The following is a 24549-nucleotide window of genomic DNA, read 5'->3' on the forward strand; positions in this document are numbered from 1 at the left end:
GAAAGACAGGGGCATCAGAACGATGTGGCGTCGACTATTCATCATTTGCGTTATCGCATGGCAGCTTGGGGCCTGCGCGAACTGGTCAAAGGGGCCGCCGTCCTGTGACGGTCTGACGCGCCGCCCACTCAATCGTTCACTTTGGGATTGGGAGAACGGCACGCCGCTGGTGGCGCCCGAAGCGCCAATTCCGCCGTCCGGGCCAGCACCCATCATCCGCAAGGGCGAGATTGGGCCGTCGGCGCCATCCAGCCATACCGCCAATTCGAGCTCTCGGTTGGACATTGCAGCCTCTTACCGCGCCTGCGGCAAGGAGGCGTGAGATGGTCCGGCAGGATGATCTGAAGACCTATTTCGACAACGCGCGCCGGTGGGAACAGGATCTGTTGCTGTCGGCCCATCGTTCGCGCCGAACGGCATGGGTGGTTGCCGCGGGTGCCTGTGTATTGGCGGCCGCCTCGGTCGGTGCGGTTGCGGCTCTTGCGCCGCTGAAGACGGTCGAGCCGTTCGTCATCCGTGTCGATAATGCGACCGGCATTGTCGACACCGTCTCCGCCCTCAAATCGACGCCGGCGCGCTACGATGAGGCCGTGACCAAGTATTTTCTCGGCCGCTACGTGCGTGCACGCGAGGGCTACAGCTATCCGGAGGCGGAAACCAACTTTCGAACCATTTCCTTGCTGTCCGGCGCAGGCGAGCAAGCTCGTTTCGCGGCATGGTACCGCGGCTCCAATCCCGAAAGCCCGCAGGTCGTTCAAGGCCGTTTCGGGGTCGCCACCGTACGCATCAAGGCGATCTCGCTCCTGGCCGACAATGTCGCCTCCGTACGGTTCATGAAGGAGAGCCGCAGAGGTGAGGAGACCCGCATCACCCATTGGGTCTCGACCCTGACGTTCTCCTATGCCAGTGCGCCGATGTCCTCCGCCGACCGTCTCATCAACCCCCTCGGCTTCCTGGTCTCGGAATATCGCGCCGATCCGGAGGTCGTGCCATGAAACGTTTCGTCCTTTTGATGATCTTTGCGCTGGGATCCGCGGGACCGGTGCTGGCGCTGCAGCAGCCCGCGCCTGGTCAACGCGACGCCCGCGTGCGCACGGTCACTTACGATCCGGCCAACGTTGTACGGGTCAACGGCGTCATCCGGGCCTCAACCCAGATTTTGTTTGCCGATGACGAGGAGGTCGCGCATGTCGCGATCGGCGACTCCGTGGCATGGGAGGTTGCCCCGGCAGGCTCGATCCTGTTCCTCAAGCCGCGCGAAAAGCATCCGCCGACCAATCTGCAGGTTGTGACCACCCGCCCTGACGGCCGCAAGCGCTCTTACCAGTTCGAACTGTCGATCGCCGAGACCACGCTTGCGGACAGTTATTTCGTCGTCCGCTTCGCCTATCCCGGTGACGAGATTGAGCGCCGACGCATGGAAGCGGCCGCGCGTGGCGCCGAGCGGGAAGGCGCGCTGATCGAGCAGACCTTCGACTTGCATCATGCTTATGGGGCACGCAACTGGCGGTTTTCGGCGCAGGGATCGATCGACCTCGAGCCGGAAGCCGTGTTCGATGACGGCAAGGAGACCACTTTCCGCTTCGCGGGCAACCGCGAAGTTCCAGCGATCTACCTGATCAACTCAGACGGCTCGGAAAGCCTGGTGCCCAAGGATGTCCGCGGCGAGCTCGTGGTCGTTCATGCCACAGCAAGAGAGTTTCGTCTGCGCAAAGGAGGCAACGTGCTCTGCATTTTCAACGAGGCGTTCGATGCGGTGGGAATCAACCCCGGTACCAATACCACCAGCCCCTCGATCGAGCGGCGGGCGAAGAAATCACCTCCATCCCTGAAGTCAGATAGGCGGGCGCGACATGACCGAGCATCACGATGAGACGATTGCCGGCGACCGCGGCATTACCCCTGTGGGAGGCGGGGACAATGGTCGAACGGCGATGCTCAAGCGCGGCTTCGGCGCGCTGGCGCTTACCGCTTTTGCCTTTCTGATCATCTGGAGCACCTGGAAGAGAGATAAGCCGGTGAGCGATTTCGCACGCAAGCTGATGATTAGGCCGGCGGCGGCGTTCGAGCCCGCACCGGAACCGCCGTCTGCACCGATCACCACGGCTTCAATTGCAGCCACGCCGGTCGGGGCCGCGCCAGCGGCGCCGGCACCCGCCTCCGACCAGCTCCTGGAGAGCGCGCGGCGGGCGCCGGTGCTCGCTTATAATCGGCCGATTTCTTCCGGGCGCCCCGCCCGCGATAGCGCCACTGGAAGCGTCCTGACCGAGCCCTATGAGTTTGGACGGGGCGAGCCGCGCAACGATCTTGCCGACAAACTGAAGCCCACCCCGATCGAGGGCGTGCGCGCCGCGCGGCTTCCCAACCGCAATCTGCTGGTCACCCAGGGTACTTCAATTCCGTGCGTACTCGAAACCGCGATGTCCTCAGACGTGGCCGGCTTCGTCTCCTGCGTCGTCATACGCGACGTGATGTCGGATTCCGGCAACGTGGTGCTCATGGAAAAAGGCACGCAGGTGGTTGGCGAGTATCGCGGGAATGTCCGGCGAGGCTCAAAACGCCTGTTCGTGCTGTGGACCCGCGCCAAGACGCCAACAGGGGTGATTGCAGCATTGTCCTCGCCGGCCACAGATGCGCTGGGCCGTGCCGGCTTCGACGGCGACATTGACACCCACTTCTTTGAGCGGTTTGGCTCGGCGCTCCTGCTCTCAATCGTCAGCGATGCCTCATCGATCGGTCGTCAGCAGATGCAGGACGGCTCCATCCAGATTAACAACACCGCGGGGGCCACGAACACCGCCGCCGCCATTGCTGTTGAGCAGTCGATCAACATCCCGCCGACGCTGAACAAGAATCAGGGCGAGCTCGTCGATATCTTTGTCGCGCGCGACGTCGATTTCTCCTCGGTCTATCAACTTCGGCGAATTGAGACCCGGACCCAGATTCTCGACCGCACCATCCCTGGTGGCATCGTGGCCCCGGCTCTGGTGACGAAATGAGCGCGGGTGCATCGAGCGAACGCGACGGTGGCCGCCTGGTCCTGGAGCGCTATCTGGAGCCGCTGGCACCATACCTGGCGGACAAGACCCTGTCCGAAATCGTCATCAACCGCCCCGGCGAGATCTTTGTGGAAGGGCCGGGCGGTTGGACCCGGCATGAGGCGCCGGCTTTGACGCATGCTTATCTGTCGCATCTGGCGACTGCCGCCGCCGGTCACACCCGCCAGGACATCGGTCCGGAGCATCCGGTCATCTCTACCAGTTTGATCGGCGATGAGCGCTGCCAGATCGTGGTGCCCCCGGCTGTCCCGGCCGGGACGATCAGCCTGACAATCCGCAAGCCATCGACCCTGACCATGACGCTTGACGCCTTCCAGCAGGCAAGTCTGTTCGACGAGGTCCGTATCACGGGGAATGAGCTCCGCCCGGACGAGCATCGCTTGCTTGCCTTGAAAGAAGCCGGCGCCTGGCGCGAGTTTCTCGAGCTTGCGGTACGGACCCGCCGCAACATTCTCATTTCTGGCGCAACCGGTTCCGGCAAGACCACCCTGTCCAAGGCGCTGATCGCGGCGATTCCGTCGCATGAGCGGCTCATCACGATTGAGGATACTGCCGAGCTTGTCATTCCCCATCAGAATTGCGTGCGGCTGCTCTATGCCAAGGACGGGCAGGGCGTCGCCAGGATTGGAGCGCGCGAACTGCTCGAGTCGTGCTTGCGGATGCGGCCAGATCGGATTCTGCTGCAGGAGCTGCGGGATGGGACGGCGTTCTTCTATTTGAGGAACGTGAACTCGGGACATCCAGGATCGATCACGACGGTCCATGCCGACAGTGCCCGGCTTGCCTTCGAGCAACTGACCTTGCTGGTGAAGGAAAGCCCGGAAGGCCGTGACCTTCATCGCGACGATATCCGCTCGCTCCTGCTGCTTCTCGTCGACGTCGTCGTCCAGATGCAGAAGCGAGACGGCCGGTACCGCATCTCGGAAATCTATTATGACCCCGTTCGCAAACGCGACCACGCCCACTAGGTTCGCGCTCGGTACTGCGCTTGCGGTCGGCGCCATCGGGCTGTTTCTGCTGGTCGCCTCAAATATTCTGCTGCTCGGGCTCAGGCATCACGACGGAGGCATCCATTGGTCCGAGATCGCCACGGGCTGGCCCCGGTACGGCACGGACCCACGCTTTGACCGCTGGCTGACGCTCTCAACTCTAGCCGGGGTGATAGTCGTCTTTGGCCTGCTCGGCGCTATCCTCCGGCAGCGTCCTCTGCCGCTTCATGGCAGCGCCCGTTTCGCCTCGGCGCGCGAGATCAAGGCCGCTGGCCTGCGATCCAAGGAGGGCGTGCTGCTCGGCCGCAAAGACGGCGCGCTGCTCTGTTTCGGGGGATCCGAGCATGTCCTGGTTTACGCCCCAACCCGCGCCGGGAAGGGCGTTGGCTATGTCATTCCTAACCTACTCAATTGGCCGGATTCAGTTGTCGTGCTGGACGTGAAGAAAGAGAACTGGGATCGTTCGGCGGGATTTCGTGCAGCGCATGGGCAGGAGGTCTATCTGTTCGACCCTCTCGAGGAGAGCGGCCGCACGGCACGCTATAATCCACTAGGTTATGTGCGCAGCGATCCCGCCGATCTCTATGACGATCTGCAGCGCATCGCGGTGATGCTGTTTCCGGCGGAAAGCCGGGGCGACCCATTCTGGTTCGAGGCGGCACGTTCGGCCTTTGTGGCGATCGGAGGCTACGTCGCGGAAACGCCTGGCTTGCCCCTGACGATCGGCGAGATTCTGCACCAGCTGTCTGCGGCCAGCGACTTCAAGTCTCATTTCGAGAAAATCATCTCCGCTCGCAAGTCAGGCCCGTCGCCACTGTCGCGGCATTGCATAACGGCATTAAACGACTTCCTCGCCGCTTCCGAAAACACCCTGAGCTCGGTGCGCAAGACAATCACGGCGAGGCTCGGTCTCTGGCTCAACCCGCGCATCGATGCGGCGACATCGACGAACGATTTTGATTTACGGCAGCTGCGGCAACGACCGATGTCGATCTATCTCGGGGTCACGCCAGACAATCTCGACCGCATGGCCCCGCTCCTCAATTTGTTTTTCCAGCAGGTGGTCGATCTTAACACCCGCGAACTGCCGGAGCAGAACCCCAAACTCAATCGCAAGGTGCTGCTCTTGCTCGATGAGTTTCCAGCGCTGGGTAATGTCAACGTGCTCGCGAAAGCAGTGGCTTTCATCGCCGGATACGGCATTCGCCTCCTCACTGTAGTTCAGAGCCCCGCGCAGCTGCGCGCGATCTACGGGGTCGATGCCGCGCGCAACTTCATGACCAATCACGCCGTCGAGGTCGTGTTTGCACCGAAAGAACAGGACGTGGCGAATGAGCTCTCGGAGCGTATCGGCTACGAGACCGTGAACGCGCGCAGCCGCAGCGGACCAAAAGGGCTGGCGATGCGCTCGACTAGTGAGACGATCTCCGAACATCGTCGCGCCCTGATGCTGCCGCAGGAACTAAAACTTCTCCCGAGATCCAAGGCCTTCATTCTTGGCACCGGTATTCCGCCCATCATCGCCGACAAGATCATCTACTACGAAGACAGGCGTTTTCTAAAGCGATTGCTGCCGGCGCCCGTTCCGCGGATGCCCAAAGGGCGTTCAAATGCGCTGCTCGACGCCGAAATCAAGGAACTGCGCTCCGAGATCGCCGAATTGCGCGCGGTATTCCGGACGCGCCCCTTGACCGACGAGGAGGTGGCCGACCCCTCCGCCATTCCTGCCGGCGCCAGTTTCGACTTTGGCGACGTGGACGTGGACCTCGAGGGGCTCTCCGAGGAAGAGTTAAAGGCCTGGACCCTGAACTACATCGACGCCCAGGCCATTCCGCCGGCGCGACGGTCCGGCCGCAAACAGACCGGGCAGCAGCATGAACGACAAGCGTGACAACGGCGAGGACTTCAGCCTTGAACGGCAAGATCGCACAGGGCGCGATTCGGGAAGAAACGAACCGGGCGACCAGGCGGAAGCGAAGTCAAAGTCGGCTGCCAGGTCGTCCGCCGCGATAGTTGATGACAATGCGCTCCCCGAGCGTATCAGTCGCAAATATTACGTCATTTCAAATGAGACCGGAAGAGACCGGCATAGCGGGGAAACGCGCTTCTATGCCGACGAACGTGGCGAGTATCTGGCCTTCAAAATCACGGAAGATCGACTGGTCACCCGGCTGGCCGCAGCGGAAGTAATCCGGGACATGGTCAGCGTGGCACAACATCGCCAATGGGAGGCACTTCACGTCCGCGGCTCCGCGGAATTCCGACGCGAGGTCTGGCTTGAGGCTGGTACCCGCGGAATCGAAGTGCAGGGGTATCAGCCGACTGATCTCGATCGGCAGGCGCTGGCTGATCGGCAAGCCGTCTGGAACCGAACACGTCCTCGCGCGCATCAGGAGGAGGTTCGTTCAGCTTTTGACAGGGACGAGCCCTCGGCAAGAGTCGACTACGACAAAGGCGTTTCGGGACGTTTGATCGAGCTCGGCCGGGCACCTTACGGCAATCGGAACAACGCCGAGATGTCGACCTACTTGGCTCTCGAGCTCGACAATGGCCAGCAGCATAAAGTGTGGGGCGTGGGTCTGGAAAAGGCGGTCGCAGACAGCAAGACAGGGCCGGGCGACCGAGTCCAAGTGCGCCGCGAGGGCGTCGAACGCGTCCTTAAAGATATCAAGATCATCGACGCAGCAACCGGAAATGCACGGTCCGCGCGCCGGCAGGTGCCCCGCAACCGCTGGCGTGTGACGGCGGAGAAATTCCGCTCGGCCGATCGGCAGACGGCGGCGCGTGATGCCGATTTGATCGCGGCACAATCGAAGATGGTCATCATTGAGAAGCTGGTAGAACGCGCGTTTCCGGAGGACGAGCGGGCGCGGCGAAACATCATGGAAGCGGTCAAGGACCGCATTGCCGGACATCTCGCGCGGGGACATTCGTTCGCGCGCGCGACGGTGGCAGAACCGATTCAAGATCGACATCGATCCGAGAGCGATAAAGTCGATGTCAGGCGAAACCAGACTGGCGGGCGCGAGAGATTTCAGGAAAGGGAACGCTGAGGGCATGCCAGAGAAAGTCGTCGGATCAAAAATCGCGAGTTTGACTCCCACTCTCTCCGCCATATAGGCCGAAAAGCCCTTATTGTTCAGCGCTTTCTGAAACCGCTTGTTTCATGGCCCATATCCCGGCCCATACTTCCGATCGGACGGGAAAGAGCCTTTTGCTTCCGCTCTTATTCCCTAAAGGTTGACGTTTTTGCCCCTCGATTACCATAAAGAGCTTGTCTTCGGTCGACGAGATATGAGCAGGCGCGCCGAAACCAGGCTTGATAGTCATGTCGATGACAGTGAACGGGCTGGGGAAGGGGTTGATGATCTTGGCGGCTATTCCTGCGAATTCCGTCGTTTCAAATTCCGTGGTGACACCAGGTTTCATTTTAGCTCCAAACGTCAGCAAAAGGTAGCAATTGCCTGACGAGAATTGTGTGGGAGAGGTCGACGAATTCGGAACTCCCACATGCTCAGCCAGTGGTTGATCTCGCGGGCTCACGGGTGATGTTCCTGCAGATGCGGGCAACGATCTCGTAAGAGCGGCGGGCAGCAGCGGGGTCGCGGATCAGCGTGACGACCATCAGTTCGTCGGCCAGCGTCTTTCGCACCATTGCCTCGATACCGGATCGCACCGTCTCCGGCGAGCCCACGATAGCATAGGGCAGGTCTTGCTCAGGCGTTGCCGCTGCAGTGGGTGTCGTGACCTTGTCCGTCGCCAATGGCACGCTTGTCTTGCGAAACCACTGCATCAGGATCGGCCGGATCGATGCCAGCAGATCCTGGGCTTGAGTATCGGTCTCCGCAGCAATGATGAAGGCGGAAACCATCGTATAGTCGCGCTGCAGGGTTTTGGAAGCTCGGAAATTCTTGCGATAGGTGTGCAAGGCGACCTGCAGGTCATCGGGCGCAATATGGCTCGCGTAGGAGAACGGCAGGCCAAGCGTTCCGGCCAGCGCCGCCGACGATGTTGACGATCCCAGAAGCCACACTGGAACATCGAGACCTCGCGCAGGGACGTACGCAGCGTCGTCCGCCTGCCGCTCACCGAGCAGCGCCAGAAGCTCGTCGAGGTCGCATTTGAATCGATCGCGCGCATCGGGCGGCTTGCGTAGCATCCGGAATATCTCCGAATCCGCACCGGGCCCGCCCGTCGCGCGCCCGATCCCGAGATCAATCCGACGGGGATGCAGCCCCGCCAGCGTCCCGAACTGCTCCGCAACGACCAGCGGCGAATGGTTGGGCAGCATCACCCCGCCGGAGCCAACGCGGATCAATCTCGTCACGCTGGCGATGTGTGCGAGCAAGACGGCCGGTGCTGCATTGGTTAGGCGTGGGACATTGTGATGTTCGGTAAACCAGAATCGCCGATAATCCAACGACTCGGCCAGCTGTGCCAGCTCGACGGTTCGGCGCAGCGAATCGCTTACCGTCTCGCCGTCACGCATTGGCGAGAAATCGAGGACCGATATCGGGAGCGGCGTGCCCATGGAAAGCTCCTTCTTACGTGTCTCTTACGTGTGTAAAGCGGCGTCGTAACCATGCTGCGCATTCGCGCGGCAGAAATCGAATTCATCCCAAGTGCGTCACGGGACCTTCTCTGCAAAGTGAAGTTTGCGAAGAACGTACTTCTGAATCTTGCTGGATGCGGTCTGCGGAAATTGGTCGACGAACCGCCAGATACGGGGGACCTTGTAAGAGGCCAGGCGTTCTCGACAGAACTCCGACAATTCCTGCTCGGCGACCTCATACCCCGGCTTGGTCTGGACAAATCCGACGGGCACTTCGCCCCATTCGCGGTCCGGAATCCCGACGATCGCGGCTCCCATTACGGCGGGGTGGGTATACAGAACGTCCTCAATTTCGCGGGGATAGATATTCTCGCCGCCGCGGATGATCATCTCCTTGCGCCGACCTTGCACGCGGCAATAACCGTGCTCGTCCAGACTCCCCAGATCGCCGGTGTGAAGCCAGCCTTCGAAATCGATTGCCGATCGCGTCGCTTCGGGATTGTCGAAATAATCTTTCATGATGGAATATCCGCGAGCGCAGATTTCGCCGATCTCTCCGACCGGCAGAATCGCGCCGGTTTCAGTACTGACGATCTTGATCTCGGTTTGCGGCATGGGCCGGCCGACCGTTGAAACCCAGTCAGGGTGAGGATCGTCGGGCAGCGTATGCGTCAAATACGGAGAGGCCTCGGTCTGGCCAAACCCGATCGCAACCTTTACGCCCTTCGCTCGAGCCCGACGCACCAGTTCTGGAGGAACGGGCGCGCCGCCGAGCGTGACTAGCCGCCAGGATGATAGGGTTCTCTGTGCAATGGATGGAGAGTCGAGTATCCGAATGAGCATGGTCGGAACGCAGAGCATGATGGTGCCGCGCTCTTGCTCGAACAAGCTCAGCATAAATTCGGCATCGTACCCCGGCGGCAGAACTTGGGCACCGCCCGTCTGCAGAGCACCGAGCGTGCAAAGCCCGCAACCGGCGGTGTGAAACATCGGCATCGGATTGATCCAGATGTCTTGCGGCCCCGCTCCGATCGTCCGCGCATAGATGCGCCCGTTATTCGCCAGATTACGATGGGTCAGGCGCGCTCCCTTGGGTGTACCGGTCGTTCCGGACGTGTACTGTATTTGAGCGACATCGGCGGCCTTGACTGACGGCAATGCTGTTCGCGCCTCGCCGCTCTTCAGGAACTCCGGCCATGAGGACAGGGCGATGACCTCGCGGAGATCTGGAAGTGTGTCACGGGCAGCATTGACTGCCTGCACAAGGTTCCGGTTCCTGTAGACATCCTGAACGATAATGCCGCGCGCCCGCGATTGTCTTAGGACGAATGCGAGCTCTTCGCCGAGATACGCAGGGTTAACGGTGACGAGCGTCAGACCCGCCAGAGATGCGCCGAGTTCAATCATTACCCACTCCGGGCGATTGGCCGCCCAGATCGCAACGTGTTCGCCTGAAACAAAACGGAGCAATAGTGCCCGCGCGACCTTCTCCGATTCCGTAAGCAACTCCTCGAACGTCCATCGACGACGCGTCTGCTCCTCCGAGGTTCCGTCGATTAGGGCCGTGCGGGTTCGCCATGTTGATGTGGCTGCGCGCAGCGCATCACCGATGGAGATGTCCAGAACAGGCTCGGCCGGATCGGCTGGCCAGTACGACGAGCCCGGTGGAATGTTACTCACCTCTGGCATGTCGCCTCCCCACCACGGGCGATCAGCACGCAATTATAACCTGCATGGTTCTTCATCGCGCCACTGTAGGGAGACGGCGGTTACAGCTTGATTGCAGATCGGCGGGAAGTGGTTACGTTTGCAATGCTGTGAAACGGCGCCGAACAGTGACCTCCGCAAAAACAAAATCGTTCAATCGCTTAATCGGCGCGCATCGTGCGTGGCCCGCCTTCGTACGATCGCGGCGACGCATTAGCCGCCTATTATTAGGTATCGGATTCTGCGCTTCTGAATGCATGTGCGGCGAAACAAACGATAAAGTCGCCTTATGTCACGGTGGTCTATGAAGAGAGTTAGAGAGAGTTTCCTATGACAGGTAGAACGATCGGTAAACAGGCAGTAATAATCGGCGCAGGCATGAGCGGTTTAGCTGCAGCCGGTGCGCTGTCAACCGCGATTGTGTCCGATTTTTGGTTTTGGCGCACACCGTTGCATCGGCGGAGCACTTGCGCGCGACGAACTTGAGGAAATCTCAGCTTGATCACCGCTCGAAATCTGCAAATCCAACTAGATGCCGTAATGGGCCCTGCTCCGTGCAAGGGGGCATGATGGTGGCTGTCCCCCCCGATAGATGATGAAACGGGGTCACGACTTGAGTCGGCCCCAAGCATCTGGAGACGGAGGACAGCCGTGGAGAATTATGCCGGAATTGACGTGTCGTTGGAACTGTCGAGCGTATGCGTTGTGGATTCCCAGGGTAAGATCCTGAAGGAGGCGAAGGTCGCAAGCGAACCCGACGCCTTAGTCGAATTTTTCGAGACGCTTGGCTTTGCAGTGAATCGGATCGGGCTGGAGGCTGGGCCACTGTCGCAATGGCTGCATGCGGGGCTGCAAAGAGCAGGATTCGAGACGGTTCTGCTGGAAACACGGCATGTGAAGGCAGCATTGTCGGCGATGACAGTGAAGACGGATCGCAAGGATGCACGCGGAATTGCCCAGTTGATCCGGATGGGATGGTTCCGCGCGGTGCACGCAAAGTCGATAGGGGCTCAAGAGATCCGAGCGCTGCTGGTTGCGCGCAAACAGCTTCTTGGGCGACTTATCGATGTGGAGTTAAGTATCCGCGGGATTTTGCGTGGCTTTGGGCTGAAGGTTGGCCCGGTGACGCGGAAGAATTTCGAAGCGCGGATCCGAGAGTTGGTTGCGGGTCAGGCGACATTGGAACGCATTGCCATAGCGATGCTTTCGGCACGATCGGCCTTGAAGGCAGAGTACGGAAGGCTACACAAAGCTGTGCTGGCAACGGTGCGTGACGATGCGGTCTGTCGCCGGCTCATGACAGTGCCAGGTGTTGGTCCCCTAGTGGCGATTACCTACAAATCGGCGATTGATGATCCTCATCGCATTGTAAAATCGAAGGCGGCAGGCGCGCTGTTCGGGCTCACGCCAAAGAAATACCAATCGGGAGAAAAGGACGTCACGGGCGGGATCACGCTGGCCGGCGACGAGATAGTGCGTACGGTGTTGTATGAGGCCGCCAACGTTCTGCTATCGCGCATCACGCGATTCTCAAAACTTAAGCGCTGGGGGATGGACGTCGCCAAGCGGCGAGGCTCGAAGCGCGCAAAAGTCGCCTTGGCACGCAAGCTCGCAGTGATCCTGCATCGAATCTGGGTCGACGGCACAACTTACCGATGGACCGACGCGGCCCCGATCGCAGCATAGAACACGAGGAGAAGAATTGGAATGCAACCGGGCTGAACTGAGCCTGGTGCCCGAAGTCCCGTCGCCGGGACGGTGGATCCGGTGAAGCCGTTACACGCCCAGTGGCCGTCTTCTGACGGACCACGCGTATCTAGATAGGCTCACCGCTCCCTCTGACAGCATGATGTGGCGGCCAGGCGTTGACCACGGACAGAAGCATGAGCTCGGCGGCGTGACATTCACTCGGGAGGCTTGACATCATCGGGCCCATTACAGAAGAGCGTGTACTCATAAATCGAGGTTCGTGAGCGAGCCCGACGCATGTCCGCTATCCGGCCTATTGCAGACTCAATCCGGACATCGCCTCAAGTCCGAAAAGGGGCCAGAAGCGGAAGTCGCCCCGGTGTAAACAGGTGAGCGGGATGGGAGCGAAGGCTTGACCTTTTCTCTGCCTCGAAGCTGAAGCATATCTCGGCTAGCCGCCGCGCGAGTACTTCCCCCGCGCGGTGGTTAGGCCCGGCACCGGCTTACGGACGGCGACCGGGCCGCCTCTGAGTGGTGCGATAGAAAAGCTGTTGTCTGTCGATTTTGTTGCCCGGCGATCGAGGGCCAATCTCCGACCTAGCGTCTAAGCCTCCTGGGGCAAATGCTTGAGCACGCCTATCGGTATTCTGCACCATATTTGAGACCAATCGCGTTGATCTGCTCCCGCGTCAATTCCTTTCGAGGTTCGCCCCGTCGGCTGCAGGTTGCGCGGAAGAAACCGTCGAGGCCCGGGGGGCCATGATCCACAGCAGAACCAGTTCCTGATCTGGACTACTGAAACCATGCCACGTGTTCTTGGGTATGAAAATCGTTCCGCCTCTTTCGCAACGATGACGCACCTCGTTGAGGGTGACCGTGCCGCTGCCTTCCAGGACGTAGAAGGCTTCATCCCTGTCGAGGTGCCGGTGAACCGGAATGCCCGAGCCCTTGGGTAGCTGCTGCGTGCCCAGGCCAAGACTATGAGATCCCGTCACGGGGTCGAGCTTGATGAAGATGTTGCCGCCATCGCGAAAATGGATCAGGTGTTCACCCTCTTCGGCGCCAAGCACATAGCCCGGCGGCGTCGGCTTGTGCGACTTCGCCTCGATCTCCTTGCTGTTTGGCATCGCGCGCTCCATTCGCCAATACTCATCGATGAAAACGCTACAATAGCAGAACGCTGCGCCACGAGCGACGGCTAGCCAAAGGCGGCTTTGGGTCAGAAGCGTCGGTTTGGCCGCGAGCGCGCGATGTCCGGTCTGGCCCCGACTACGGTCGTGCTGAACGTCGCCTCCATCTTCGCCTACGGGCCAACAGGCGACATTGGGGGATGAAGGAGGCTGCCAATTGAGGCATTGTTACTCTATGGCCGATGCGCGTATTGTCGACTTTTGCTCATCAACCCTGTGGCAGCGGGGACAGGAAAACACGTGGATGATTTCCGTTGGCTCTACGCCCACCAACGTGGAACGTGACCACCTCATCTCGAGCTGGCAGTCAGGGCAGATCGGCGACTCCAGCTGCTCTAACGAACGCCTAAGCCTGTCCACCATGGAAGCGACTTCTTGGTTGCGCGTGTCCCTCTACAATGCATAAACCCGTGTTGGTTCCTAATCAACAAATTAGGATACTTCATTGCCGGCCAAACGTCGGCTGGGGGCACGAGTCCGCTCTTGTCCTGACCTCCGTTAGCAGGCATGGGATTCATTGCGGTGAGCCAGACGCAGACTTCGAGCTCAATCTCACAAGCGCCATTAAGGGCATCGGAGTTTGCTGGTCTCGGTTGGACGGAAGAAACCGTGTGGGGGCCACCCAACGCTTAGCTCGAAGGTCGCCTTTGGGTCTTGGCTGTGTGAAAACGCCAGGACACTAGGCGGCGATAGAACAAGTTATTCGCTCAAGACCGTCTTCGCGGTCAGACGCGCAAGCGATTGAACTTAGAGAACGAACTGAAGAATGTAATTCTAGCCGAGTTTCGATCTTTCGTGTTTTCACACAGCCAGGGGCAGATGCTGACATTCGGGGTTTCAGTGGGTGGTGATCGCCGGTATCGAACTGATCACCCCCATGTCCTCGCGTCGAACTGTGACGGAGCGGCCAGTCTCTTCAGCGATTTTGCGGGCCACTTTTAAGGCGACATCTTCATCTGTGTATTCAAGCACAATGATGCTGCCTTTCCCCGAAAAAGCGGCGGGGTTCGACACATCGATGATGATCAACGGCGCCTTTTGGTTCATCATGGATTTAGGACGAGCAAAGCCGCCAAGACGGCCGAAAAAATGAACAGTCCAAAAATGGCGACTTGAAATACGCGCTCAACTGTCACTGCGCCCCCTCCCGGCAAAAGCTGTACGGCCTGCGAAACGCAGAAAGGGGGCGTTGGTTCCGACGGTTAGTTCGGTACTCGCGTCACTCCTTCGTTCGATCATCGCCATCTTATGCTCGCAGTCTAGATCGGCCCGGCTACGGATACGGCCGTCCGGCTCCATCAAATAGGCGCGATCCTCGTTCATTTGGGCGAGGCAAGCCCCGGAGAGGTTAGCCACTCGTTGATGTGCGAAGCTGTTTCGGCTTGTCGCGCCCGGCGTAAAAGCAACTCGCGAGCTTTACTACCCGGAAGCTGCTTTTCAGCCGCTTCTTTGAACTGCCGAGCCTCCGCCGCTAGACGCTCTTCAAAGGTGGTTTGGTGTTTTGTACGCTTCCCTATCTGACCCATGGCGCACACTCCGCAACAAAATAAATAGCCAATTCTAAGCGCGTTCCGCCTTCGTCCTCTGTCCCGTACCCGACATTTCAATTCAAGCCACTGTAGATTTTTATAACTGGCCGCTGAAGCGCTTGGCTTAGATGCGGTGGCGGGCACTAACGAGGCAGAAGCTCGAATCTGACTGGGTGCGGGCCGCCAGCTTCAGGACGCGCTGAGCAATCTCAGATTCTAGGGTTTGGGATTTGGAGCCATCCGATAGATCTGCCCAAGCTTCATCGAGCGCCCTTCGGAGGATAATCAAGGTTTCAGGATCATATTGGGCCATCGCGGCGCCTCCAAAATTCCATCCCAATCCCTGATCCCGACGCCTGTCGGTTGAGTTCCCGACACACCTAAAAGAAAGCTCTCGCTATCACCAAGCAAAGGCCTAGGGTGTCCGCATTAGCGGCAGTCTTTCTGGGCGCCGCTGACTGAGAGTTCTCTGCGCTCCCGCCTGTACTCGGGAGCATGACATGCGCAATTCCGGCAATTTGCTCTTGGCCTCTCTGTCCGAGAGTGACGCCACGGCCGTTAGGCCACACCTGAAATCCGTATATCTGGACCATGAGAAGGTTCTGTTTGAAGCGGGAGCCACGGTCACGGACATCTACTTCCCGACTGGGGCGATTATCTCGCATGTGGTGGGTCTCTCCTCTGGAGAGATAATTGAAGCCGCGATGGTCGGTAAGGATGGGGTAGTCGGCGCATTCGCCGCTCTTGGCGGGAACATTCCCGTCAATCGAGCCATAGTCCAACTCGCCGGGCCCGCGCTGACGTGCAAAGTGAGTGAACTCAGAAGCGCGGTGCTTCAAAGTCAATCCTTGCTATCGACGCTTTTTCGTCATGAGCAGACGGTCTACGCGCAGGCAAGCCAATCGGCTGCTTGCATGGCAGCCCATCAGGTGGAGGCGAGACTTTGCCGATGGCTGCTCCGAGCAAGGGATCTAGCGGACACCGACAATCTGCATTTCACCCAGGAATTTCTCGCCGAGATGTTGGGCGTCAAGCGAACCAGCGTGACGTTGCATGCCCGAACGCTTCAACAGGCTGGAATGATAAAATATTCGAGGGGCCAAATACAGATCACCGATCTAGAGGGCCTGCAGGAAACCGTCTGCGAATGCTACGGGACCGTTAAATCGTACTACCAAGCATTGCTCGGGCCGCAGGCGGCGTAATCCTTCCCCCTTGGTTGCACTTCCGCTTCGGGTCAAAAGCGGCGCTCGGCCCAACGACCCGTAACGTCGCGTCTTCCCCGGATAGCGGAAGTGGCGGCGGCTCTTGCGGTATTCGGCTTAGGGCCGATTTTGTTGCAAAAGTCGGCAGTGACTGGTGATGTGGCTCGACCATTTCACTTGGGGTAACGGGGTTTGGTCCCGCGACCCGGACACTCTCTACGCAACTTTTACGCTACGCAGTACACAGAGCCTGAGCGGGTGGCGGTCGCGCAACCAGCGATGCGAGCCGCCGTAGGTTCTGAGCAATAGCGGCCAGAACAAACTCGTCCTGAGCGCCTCGTGGACCACGTAGTCGGAGCCGACCGAGCTTCAGGATACGCTTCAAGTGTGCGAACCTCATCTCGATCTTCTTGCGCTCATGCCGCGACTGCTCGAAGCCCTTGGTGCCAGCCAACGACCGGGCCACGTCTCGAGCGTGCTCATGGATATCGCGTGGGATCTTGCGTGATGGTTCCTTTGGGCAGCACTGCGGTTTGAGCGGGCATGCATTGCAGTCGAGCTTGCTTGCGCGATACAGAAGGGTCTTGCCCTCGTGCACGGTACCGCTCGTCCCAAGCCGCTTTCCGCCCGGGCAGTCGTAGACGTCGCTGGTCGGGTCATATCGAAAGTCGCTGCGCGAGAAGGTGCCGTCATCCCGCTTCGACTTGTCGAACACGGGGATATGTGGCGCGATGCCTTTCTCCTCGACCAGCCAGTTCAGCATCGGAGCTGCCCCGTAGGCGGTATCTCCGATCAGCCGCTCCGGCTTGAGGCCGAAGCGCTCCTCTGTTCGCTCGATCATGGTCTTCGCCGCCCCGACCTCAGCCTGGCGAATGGAGCGGGAGGCCTCGACATCAACGATGACGCCGAACTTCACGTCGATGAGATAATTGTCGGAATAAGCGAAGAATGCCGGCCCCTTGTGAGCCCCAGTCCACTGCGCCGCGGGGTCGGATGGCGAAACGAACTTCGGGACAACATCGCTGGCGGCACCCCACGCCGTATCGTCAAGGGTCGCCAGATACTCCTTCACCGCGCGGCTCGACCTCGCTGGATCACGATCTCTCCGCCAGTCCTGACCTGCGATCGAGCGTTGCTTGTTGGCATCAGCCTGGATCAGGCTCGCATCGACTGCAAAGCCATCGCCGCCAACCAGGCCGGCCGCAATGCACCTCTCGACGACTCGCTCGAACATGTGGCGAAATACGTCTCCCTCGCGGAAGCGCTCGTTGCGGGCGCGCGAAAACGCCGAATGATCCGGGATGGCGTCCTCGATCCCGAGCTTGCAGAACCAGCGATAGGCAAGGTTCACCTGCACTTCACGACAGATCAATCGCTCCGAGCGGATCGCAAAGACATATCCCACGACCAGCATCCGGATCATCAGTTCCGGATCGATCGACGGGCGACCCATGGACGAATAATGAGGTGCTAGTTCACTGCGAAGCCAGGACAGATCGAGAGCAGCGTCGATCTTCCGCACCAAATGATCTTCAGGAACCGCGTCGCCAAGATGAAACTCGTAGAACAGTTGACCTTGGTCACTCTTCACACGGCCCATCATGGATCGACCTCGCCGAGATTCGCGTCAACACAACGGAATCACGGTTCGCGGCTCGTCTCAACCGACTTTTGCAACAAAATCGGCCAACAGCCGACATCCCAAACATCGCACACAACTCTCAACCGAAAATGAAATAGAGAAGGTAGAGCGAGTAGCCGATCGCAAGGAGGCCCGCCACTCCTGTAAGCCAGAATAGAAGTTTATCATCTTTCATTGATGATCTACCGGCGGATTAAATCTTTGGCGAGATGGCGGAGCCCGATAGAGCCGATTCCGACGAACAACGGGAGCAGACAGTCTGACCTCCCCGCTTTGGGTCGAAACAAGCCGAATAGCGGCAGGACCTTCTATGTTGACGCTAGCATATTTCTGCGTGGCCGAAATGAGACCTTCCACGGCGGATTTATTGTACGAGGAATGTTTCGGATTTAGGTGCAAGCCAGTTTCTACGATCATCACTTGGGTAACCCCGGAGGGCAGAATCTCGACGGCAAACGATACACAAGATACGTGGGGATCTTTGAAAGACATTTGAGCCCGCTTTCACTGACGTCGCACGTAAGTGGCGCCCCAGCCAAGGCCGAGTGTGGCGGCGACAAGCGAACCGAAGAGGACGCCCAGTTTCGCCGCCCTCAATAATCCTTCATCGGAGAAGGCGAGCATCGAGATGAAGATCGACATGGTAAAACCGATGCCAGCCAGCAGGCCGACCAGACAGACGCCACCCCACGAAACTCCAGGAGCAAGGCGACACCAGCCCATTCGTACCGCGACCCAAGTCGCACCGACGACGCCAAGCGGTTTTCCAGCGACCAAGGCAAGCGCAGTGCCCATCATCACCAGGTGGCCCCCTGCGGAGAGATCAGTGCCGGTTAAGCTGACGCCGGCATTCGCTAGCGCGAAGATCGGCATGACGCCGTAAGCCACCCACGGATGCATTGCCATCTGCACCCGTGACACCGGCGGCAATAACTCGCGGTGAGCTACACGAAGGTCTCGCAGCGGTTGCTCCAACAGATGCGGATCCCTCGCTTTCACCGCATCGCTGCTTCGTAGCTGTTTCAGCACTCGCGACACAACTTCCAGCGGCGGCTCCCGCATCCGTATGGTGCGTGCCGGAGTAATCAACCCGAGCACGACACCCGCAAGGGTTGGATGGATCCCGGCTACCGTGAACCCGATCCAAACCAAAGAGCCGGGCAATACGTAGAACGGCGCAGAACCGATGCCGATGCGCTGAAATCCTAAAGCCGCGAGAACGCCAATTGACGCGATGATGAAACCGCTAGGCTGAAGACTGGCGGTGTAGAACAGGGCAATGATCAGCACCGCAATGATGTCGTCGATGATCGCCAGAGCAAGCAGGAACACACGCACATTGACCGGGATCTTTCGTCCAAGTAGCGCGAGCACTCCGACTGCAAAGGCGATGTCTGTCGCGGTCGGCACGGCCCAGCCCTGCGCTCTAGCCGGATCGCTGTTGAGGCTCAGATAGATGAGCGCCGGAACGATGACGCCACCAGTCGCGGCGACCAGCGGCAGAATGGCTTGGTCGAGTCTGCTCAGTGCGCCTTCATGGACCTCGCGCCGTATCTCCATGCCCACGACGAGGAAGAAGACGGTCATCAGTGCGTCGTTGACCCAGAAATGCAACGACCGGGAAAAGCCGTATTCGCCGACACCGATTGTGAGCGGAAGGTTCCAGAAGGCGTGATAGCTATGCTCGAACGGAGAGTTGGCCCAGATCAGTGCAGCGGCGGCGGCAACGAGGAGCACGGCACCGCTGACAGCCTCAACATGCAGGTATCGATGGAAGGTGCTGAGGGCCTGCTCCGCCAGCCGCTGGGCTTTCGGCAGATCGTCAAATGAAGGTCTATCATTCATGGGGCGCACGCCTTCCGCGTGGCGGCCCGACCATCGCTTAGCCTGTCGCTGCTCTATGCAGCGAGCACCCTAATGCCATTATACATCGTGGTAATGCCAATTCAACCTTGGAAGAAGGCGCCTGTTAGACTTCGGTCATATTGGTCGAAGCTGACTTTGCTCTAAGATCGCCTAATGCGGGGAATGATTATCTTCATGGTGGCCGTCTTGGCCTTGGCGCTCGCATTCTCGTCGAGAACGCATCAGTTGGTCATCCACCCGACGATGCCGCTTCCTCCCGTAAACGTGCCAGCCAACTAAGGGCAGCCCTCCTGCTTCCTTTTGCGTGCGGATTGGCGAAGCGGCATGTCGTCTTTGGGTCAATCGCGTCGGTTTCGCGCTCGGCTGCAAACATTCCGGTCTGCCCCCATCAGCCGACATGTAGTTGTACCGCGTCAACGGCGCGATGGGCCAACAGAGGTCATGGCACGCTTGGTTTTAGAGTGCAATTAATGGTATGCTTCAAAGATTAAGGTCAACTTGGCGTCGTGTTGAGCCGCTGAATTTTCCTTACGTTCGACGAGCGCTTGTCTCCCCTTTTGAACCAAAGTGAGGAGTTCGCCATGAAATCGACCCGACGATCATTCGTAAACGGCGCGGCTGCGGCCAGCTTGGCATTCACAGTCCTCAACGGAATGCCCCTGCCTGCAAACGCACAAGCAGTCACTCCTGAGGAAGCGCGGCAAATCGCCGAGGGCGCATATATCTACGGCTATTCGCTCATCACGACCGATGTCACCCGGGTTCAGATGAGCAATGTGCCAAAGGTTGAAGGGGTTACGGCGCCGACCGGACAGTTCATCAACATTCCGCGCTATCCGCCGGCCGATTATCGTGGCGTTTCGGCGCCAAATGCGGACACACTCTATTCTCTTGGTTGGCTCGACCTCACTGAACCGCAGGTGTTCAGTCATCCAGATATGGGCAATCGTTACTATTTGTTCGAGTTGACCGACCTTTGGATGTCGGACTCCGAGTCATCGCCGAGCAGACGCACGGCTGACGGCAAGGCCGCCAACTACCTGTTCACCGGCCCTGGCTGGAAGGGCGAGGTACCGGCAGGCATGAAGCAGTTCCCCATGGCGACGCGCTACATGGTCATTCTGGGCCGAACTTATGCCGATGGCACCGAACAGGATTACAAGGCAGTCAACGAGTTGCAGGCACAGTACAAGATCACGCCGCTTTCCTCATGGGGCAAGTCGTATACACCTGTCGCGCCGCCGGTGAATCCGAATCCCGGCTTCAGCATGACCGATAAGCCGCAACCGGTCATCATAACTATGGGAACAGAGGGATATTTCAATCTCTTGGCGACGCTAATGGGTGGGGATGCACCGCCAGCGGCGGGAGATGGCCCCATCCTCGCGAGCATGGCGAAGATCGGTATCGTACCCGGCAAGCCGTTTGAGATGAGCAAGCTCGATCCCGCTGTGCAGGCTGCACTGAAGGACATTCCGCAATCAGCCCTGAAGAAAATTGAAGACAACAAGGCAGCCTTGGGCGGGATCATCGACGGCTGGGTGGTGACAAAGGGACTAGGTACCTACGGCCCCGACAGCTACATGACGCGCGCTGTGGTGGCGGCATTCGGTTGGCCCGCCAACCAGCAGCGGGATGCAGTCTATCCCTACACGGAGACCGATTCGACGGGACAGAAGCTGACGGGCGCAAACAAGTACACCTTGACCTTCGCCAAGGACGCGACGCCGCCGGTCAACGGCTTCTGGTCAATCACCATGTACATGATCGACCAGGGCTGGTGGTTCGTTCCCAACCCGCTGAACAAATTTACCGCCAGCCTGCGCGACAATCCAAAGTTCAATGCCGATGGTTCGCTGACGATTTACTTCCAGAATGAATCGCCGGGTAAGGACAAGGAGGCGAACTGGCTTCCGACTCCGAAGGGCGAGTTCATTCCGATGCTGAGGATGTACTGGCCGAAGAATGAGTCGCCTTCGATCCTGAACGGCTCGTGGAAGCCCCCGGCGGTGCAAAAGGCGAGCTAAACTTGTACCGCGCTGGCGCCAACGCACCGGTGCGGTATTTCCCAACTGCGCAGTTAAATCGGAGACAAATTCGACGTCCGAGTTGGGTCATTAGCGTCGTTTTTGACATATCTGCAGCATGTCCGCTATCCGGCCCATCTCGGACCTGCAATACGGCGTTGCAAACAGGGAGATAGGCGTGATTCAAGCTCCCGAACCGGGGGCCTCGAATCATGAGATACGAACTCACCGACTTTGAGTGGACTGCCATCAGGCCGTTCCTTCCGAACAAGCCGCGCGGCGTACCGAGGGTCAACGACCGACGTGTCCTCAACGGCATCTTCTGGATATTGCGGTCAGGCGCGCCATGGCGCGATCTGCCCGAGAGCTTTGGGCCTTACACGACCTGCTACAACCGGTTCGTTCGTTGGCGGATGGCTGGCATCTGGGACTTGATCATGGAGGCCCTCGCCGAAACCCATGACGGCTCCGTCCAGATGATCGACACTTCCATTGTCCGCGTCCATCAGCACGGCGGTTGCGCGGGAGGGGGCGAAGCAAGGCTGATGGGCCGGTCGAGAGGTGGGCTAACGACCAAAATACACGCTTGCGTCGATACCAACGGAATGCCCGTTCGCCTTGAACTGACCACCGGTGAGGCCCATGACAACCGGCTCGTCACCGAGCTACTGTCTGATCTAAAATCAGGCGCGATGTTGCTTGCTGATCGAGGATACGACGCGGACTGGATCAGAGCATTCGCCGTTGAACAGGGTGCGTGGGCCAACATTCCTCCGAAGCGAAATCGCAAAGACCCAATTTGTTTTAGCCCATATCTGTACCGGGCTCGCAATTTGGTGGAGCGCTTCTTCAACAGGATCAAGCAATGCCGGCGCGTCGCTACTCGGTATGACAAACTCGCCGCAAACTACCTTGCCTTCATCAAGCTCGCAGCCATTCGGGTTTGGCTACGCGTTTATGAGTCCACGCCCTAAATGCGGCGCGAAGATCAGGGCCATTACGGAATCGATCGCTGCGGGTCTCTCCGAAGCGGTGACACGGAGGACTGCACTCTAATTGTTGCATAGCGCCTTGGCCCCGATCCGTGTTTCCATCGCCTTGCGCAGCTCGGCAGCCGCCTCGAAATTATGGGCGATCCGTCCGCGCTTGCGAAGCCACGTGACGGCCGGCCTCGTCCATCAGCTAAGTCTTTGAACTAGGACTTGGGATTGCTTCGACCTGCGAGATGACTTTCGTGGCCCGTTCGGTATTGGGGCGCCCAACCGATCCGGCATCGAATGACGGCACTGCCTCGTGAGCGCAAGCGACCTCGTCCTTTCGGCGAAAGCGATTTAAGCGGACACCACCAACTATCGACGTCCGTTAAGTACCAAGCAGCAACGCGACTCTCGCTGAGCAACAAAAGGCACTATACGATTCTACCGCATCAGATCAGCACTAAGGCGGCCCAATGTCCGCACCGCATTCACAGTCGATTTGACATCAAAATGGCCATAGTTCAGGCGGACAAAATTCTTGTATTTTCTTTTAACTGAAAAAAGAGGTCCGGGGGCGATGCTGATCCCTTCCGCCAAGGCCAGTTGGTGCAACCGCAATGCGTCGATCGACTTTGGCATTTCGACCCAAAGCATATAACCGCCTTGGGGCTGCGTGAGCCGGCAGCCCGCAGGAAAATGCGTCGTCACGGCCTGCGTCATGGCTGCAAGTGCTTCCGTTAGACGTTGCCTAAATCCGCGCAAGTGCCGCTCATAGCCACCGTATTTCAGGTATTCTGCCAGGGCAGCCTGCGGCAACGATGATGTTGAAATGGTACTGATGAACTTCAAACGCTCGACTTCCGACTTAAACCTGCCGGGTATGACCCAGCCGATGCGGGAGCCCGGCGCGAGACATTTGGCAAAGGACCCGCAGTGTAAGACGAGCCCTGACCGATCAAAGGACTTGGCCGGTCGAGGTTTTGTTTTGCCGAAGTAGAGTTCCGCATAGACATCATCTTCGATGAGGGGAGTGTTGGTTTTTGCCAGCATAGCAACCAATTCCCGTTTCTTCTCATCCGGCATCGACGCTCCAAGTGGGTTCTGGAAATTCGACATGGCGAGGCAGGCTGCCACATCAAGGGTATCCAGCGCATTTTGCAACGAGACAAGATCAATGCCGTCGCGGGGGCTCGTCGCGATCTCAACCACCTTCATCCCCATTCGCTCAATCGAGAGCAGAGACGAGTAGAAGGTTGGCGACTCAATGGCAATGATGTCGCCCGGTTTTGCAACGGCATTCAGGCTGAGATTGATGGCCTCCATAGCGCCACAGGTTATGACGATATCCTCGGGTGCGATGTCTACTCCCGCTTCCGCGTAGCGCAACGCAATGAGCCGACGCAATTCAACGTTGCCCGGCGGCAAATCTCTTACGCTGCTCCACACGGGCAATCGGCGTGCCGCATCGGCCGCCGCCTTATTCAGCTTCTCGGTGGGAAAGTGTTCGGGACTTGGGAAGGCCGATCCTAAAGGCACGATTTCGGGCCGCTTGATTGCCTCAAGCACGTCGAACACCAAGTTGGCAACGGTGACCTCTGTACTCGCCGTTGGAGGCGATGACATCACAGGCTCTGCGGCCGGCCGTGACAGACGTGAGCGCACGTAGTAGCCGGACCTCGGCCGTGCCTCGATGAGACCGTAGTCTTCGAGCCGTGCATAAGCGTGCATTATGGTCCCCAAACTGGCTCCGCATTTTTCACGCGTCTCTCGCAGCGAAGGCATACGATCGCCGGGCCGCAGCACGCCACGCTCAATCAGGCTGCTCAGCGTTCGCACAATATATTCGTGTCGATACGTCTCAGACATATCCGCCTTTCTGAAAGCCCCACAACGGTATCTGTTCCACTAGAAACTTGCATAACTGACTCAGTCTGTCACCCATCTGCATCTGTGTAAGGGCCAACGTTGCTGATTATGTGGTTGCGCTGGATCCGTGGATACACGTGAGATCAGGCTCTGATCTCGACCGGAACATAGTGGACTCAAAGGTTGAGATCGATGAGCTTAAGCGCCGAAGCTGGTGAAGCATTCGCCACATTCGAATGGGCGAACCCACG

Annotated in this window: 18 protein-coding genes; 10 read left to right on the forward strand and 8 right to left on the reverse strand. The window is 59.0% G+C overall.

All coding sequences use genetic code 11. The features are described from left to right. The first annotated feature begins 323 nt into the window (after positions 1–323). From AB7245_RS45885 to AB7245_RS45910, 6 genes are read left to right on the forward strand one after another with little or no spacing between them, the layout of a single operon-like run. Complete coding sequence (locus AB7245_RS45885; protein ID WP_354098413.1) at positions 324–995, forward strand: virB8 family protein; 672 nt, start codon at positions 324–326, stop codon at positions 993–995. Further along, positions 992–1873, forward strand: coding sequence for a P-type conjugative transfer protein VirB9 (gene virB9, locus AB7245_RS45890; protein ID WP_162478998.1), 882 nt, complete (start codon positions 992–994; stop codon positions 1871–1873). The genes AB7245_RS45885 and virB9 overlap by 4 nt, the downstream gene beginning before the upstream one ends. Continuing rightward, entirely contained in the window at positions 1854–2999 is a 1146-nt protein-coding gene (gene virB10, locus AB7245_RS45895; protein WP_439035914.1) for a type IV secretion system protein VirB10, read from the forward strand. Before virB9 ends, virB10 begins: the two co-directional genes overlap by 20 nt. Then, entirely contained in the window at positions 2996–4027 is a 1032-nt protein-coding gene (gene virB11 / locus AB7245_RS45900; RefSeq protein WP_439035915.1) for a P-type DNA transfer ATPase VirB11, read from the forward strand. The genes virB10 and virB11 overlap by 4 nt, the downstream gene beginning before the upstream one ends. Further along, positions 3993–5939, forward strand: a complete 1947-nt coding sequence (locus tag AB7245_RS45905) for a type IV secretory system conjugative DNA transfer family protein (RefSeq protein WP_439035916.1) — start codon at positions 3993–3995, stop codon at positions 5937–5939. The genes virB11 and AB7245_RS45905 overlap by 35 nt, the downstream gene beginning before the upstream one ends. Further along, the gene (locus AB7245_RS45910) at positions 5923–7101 is read left to right on the forward strand and encodes an LPD7 domain-containing protein (protein WP_354098412.1); all 1179 of its coding nucleotides are present in this window, start codon (positions 5923–5925) and stop codon (positions 7099–7101) included. The genes AB7245_RS45905 and AB7245_RS45910 overlap by 17 nt, the downstream gene beginning before the upstream one ends. Positions 7102–7180: 79 nt before the next feature. Here the strand turns inward: AB7245_RS45910 and AB7245_RS45915 are convergent, their stop codons facing one another. The 3 genes from AB7245_RS45915 to AB7245_RS45925 form a co-directional block, all read right to left on the reverse strand. Next, positions 7181–7477, reverse strand: coding sequence for a hypothetical protein (locus AB7245_RS45915; protein WP_439035917.1), 297 nt, complete (start codon positions 7475–7477; stop codon positions 7181–7183). 85 nt (positions 7478–7562) lie between these two features. Continuing rightward, on the reverse strand, positions 7563–8579 hold the full coding sequence (locus tag AB7245_RS45920) for an LLM class flavin-dependent oxidoreductase (RefSeq protein ID WP_439035918.1): 1017 nt from the start codon (positions 8577–8579) through the stop codon (positions 7563–7565). A 96-nt stretch (positions 8580–8675) separates the two neighbouring features. After that, the gene (locus AB7245_RS45925; protein ID WP_439035919.1) at positions 8676–10289 is read right to left on the reverse strand and encodes an AMP-binding protein; all 1614 of its coding nucleotides are present in this window, start codon (positions 10287–10289) and stop codon (positions 8676–8678) included. Positions 10290–10958: 669 nt separating this feature from the next. Between AB7245_RS45925 and AB7245_RS45930 the strand changes: the two genes are divergently transcribed. After that, entirely contained in the window at positions 10959–11993 is a 1035-nt protein-coding gene (locus tag AB7245_RS45930) for an IS110 family transposase (RefSeq protein ID WP_439035416.1), read from the forward strand. Between the two features lie 692 nt (positions 11994–12685). Here the strand turns inward: AB7245_RS45930 and AB7245_RS45935 are convergent. Next, positions 12686–13123, reverse strand: a complete 438-nt coding sequence (locus AB7245_RS45935; RefSeq protein ID WP_439035920.1) for a cupin domain-containing protein — start codon at positions 13121–13123, stop codon at positions 12686–12688. 900 nt (positions 13124–14023) lie between these two features. Continuing rightward, positions 14024–14215, reverse strand: coding sequence for a hypothetical protein (locus tag AB7245_RS45940; RefSeq protein WP_439035921.1), 192 nt, complete (start codon positions 14213–14215; stop codon positions 14024–14026). A 1000-nt stretch (positions 14216–15215) separates the two neighbouring features. Between AB7245_RS45940 and AB7245_RS45945 the strand changes: the two genes are divergently transcribed. Continuing rightward, the gene (locus AB7245_RS45945) at positions 15216–15920 is read left to right on the forward strand and encodes a Crp/Fnr family transcriptional regulator (RefSeq protein ID WP_439035922.1); all 705 of its coding nucleotides are present in this window, start codon (positions 15216–15218) and stop codon (positions 15918–15920) included. Positions 15921–16152: 232 nt separating this feature from the next. Here the strand turns inward: AB7245_RS45945 and AB7245_RS45950 are convergent, their stop codons facing one another. Together AB7245_RS45950 and nhaA are read right to left on the reverse strand one after the other, a co-directional pair. After that, positions 16153–17523, reverse strand: a complete 1371-nt coding sequence (locus AB7245_RS45950) for a transposase (protein WP_439035923.1) — start codon at positions 17521–17523, stop codon at positions 16153–16155. Between the two features lie 543 nt (positions 17524–18066). After that, positions 18067–19407, reverse strand: coding sequence for a Na+/H+ antiporter NhaA (gene nhaA, locus AB7245_RS45955; protein ID WP_439035924.1), 1341 nt, complete (start codon positions 19405–19407; stop codon positions 18067–18069). Positions 19408–20009: 602 nt separating this feature from the next. Here nhaA and AB7245_RS45960 point away from each other — a divergent pair. Together AB7245_RS45960 and AB7245_RS45965 are read left to right on the forward strand one after the other, a co-directional pair. After that, on the forward strand, positions 20010–21455 hold the full coding sequence (locus AB7245_RS45960; protein ID WP_439035925.1) for a DUF1254 domain-containing protein: 1446 nt from the start codon (positions 20010–20012) through the stop codon (positions 21453–21455). A gap of 212 nt (positions 21456–21667) precedes the next feature. Continuing rightward, positions 21668–22429, forward strand: coding sequence for an IS5 family transposase (locus AB7245_RS45965; RefSeq protein WP_439035926.1), 762 nt, complete (start codon positions 21668–21670; stop codon positions 22427–22429). Between the two features lie 444 nt (positions 22430–22873). On the opposite strand, the gene AB7245_RS45970 is transcribed toward AB7245_RS45965, so the two are convergent. After that, on the reverse strand, positions 22874–24298 hold the full coding sequence (locus tag AB7245_RS45970; RefSeq protein WP_439035927.1) for a PLP-dependent aminotransferase family protein: 1425 nt from the start codon (positions 24296–24298) through the stop codon (positions 22874–22876). Positions 24299–24549 lie beyond the last annotated feature (251 nt).

This window comes from Bradyrhizobium sp. 604_D8_N2_3 (genome assembly GCF_051810765.1).
GTDB lineage: Bacteria > Pseudomonadota > Alphaproteobacteria > Rhizobiales > Xanthobacteraceae > Bradyrhizobium > Bradyrhizobium barranii.

Bases quoted from the DNA above. Each gene is read 5' to 3' on its own strand.
- AB7245_RS45885 (WP_354098413.1), top strand. From the start codon at position 324: ATGGTCCGGCAGGATGATCTGAAGACCTATTTCGACAACGCGCGCCGG.
- virB9 (WP_162478998.1), top strand. From the start codon at position 992: ATGAAACGTTTCGTCCTTTTGATGATCTTTGCGCTGGGATCCGCGGGA.
- virB10 (WP_439035914.1), top strand. From the start codon at position 1,854: ATGACCGAGCATCACGATGAGACGATTGCCGGCGACCGCGGCATTACC.
- virB11 (WP_439035915.1), top strand. From the start codon at position 2,996: ATGAGCGCGGGTGCATCGAGCGAACGCGACGGTGGCCGCCTGGTCCTG.
- AB7245_RS45905 (WP_439035916.1), top strand. From the start codon at position 3,993: ATGACCCCGTTCGCAAACGCGACCACGCCCACTAGGTTCGCGCTCGGT.
- AB7245_RS45910 (WP_354098412.1), top strand. From the start codon at position 5,923: ATGAACGACAAGCGTGACAACGGCGAGGACTTCAGCCTTGAACGGCAA.
- AB7245_RS45915 (WP_439035917.1), bottom strand. From the start codon at position 7,477: ATGAAACCTGGTGTCACCACGGAATTTGAAACGACGGAATTCGCAGGA.
- AB7245_RS45920 (WP_439035918.1), bottom strand. From the start codon at position 8,579: ATGGGCACGCCGCTCCCGATATCGGTCCTCGATTTCTCGCCAATGCGT.
- AB7245_RS45925 (WP_439035919.1), bottom strand. From the start codon at position 10,289: ATGCCAGAGGTGAGTAACATTCCACCGGGCTCGTCGTACTGGCCAGCC.
- AB7245_RS45935 (WP_439035920.1), bottom strand. From the start codon at position 13,123: ATGCCAAACAGCAAGGAGATCGAGGCGAAGTCGCACAAGCCGACGCCG.
- AB7245_RS45945 (WP_439035922.1), top strand. From the start codon at position 15,216: ATGCGCAATTCCGGCAATTTGCTCTTGGCCTCTCTGTCCGAGAGTGAC.
- AB7245_RS45950 (WP_439035923.1), bottom strand. From the start codon at position 17,523: ATGATGGGCCGTGTGAAGAGTGACCAAGGTCAACTGTTCTACGAGTTT.
- nhaA (WP_439035924.1), bottom strand. From the start codon at position 19,407: ATGAATGATAGACCTTCATTTGACGATCTGCCGAAAGCCCAGCGGCTG.
- AB7245_RS45960 (WP_439035925.1), top strand. From the start codon at position 20,010: ATGAAATCGACCCGACGATCATTCGTAAACGGCGCGGCTGCGGCCAGC.
- AB7245_RS45965 (WP_439035926.1), top strand. From the start codon at position 21,668: ATGAGATACGAACTCACCGACTTTGAGTGGACTGCCATCAGGCCGTTC.
- AB7245_RS45970 (WP_439035927.1), bottom strand. From the start codon at position 24,298: ATGTCTGAGACGTATCGACACGAATATATTGTGCGAACGCTGAGCAGC.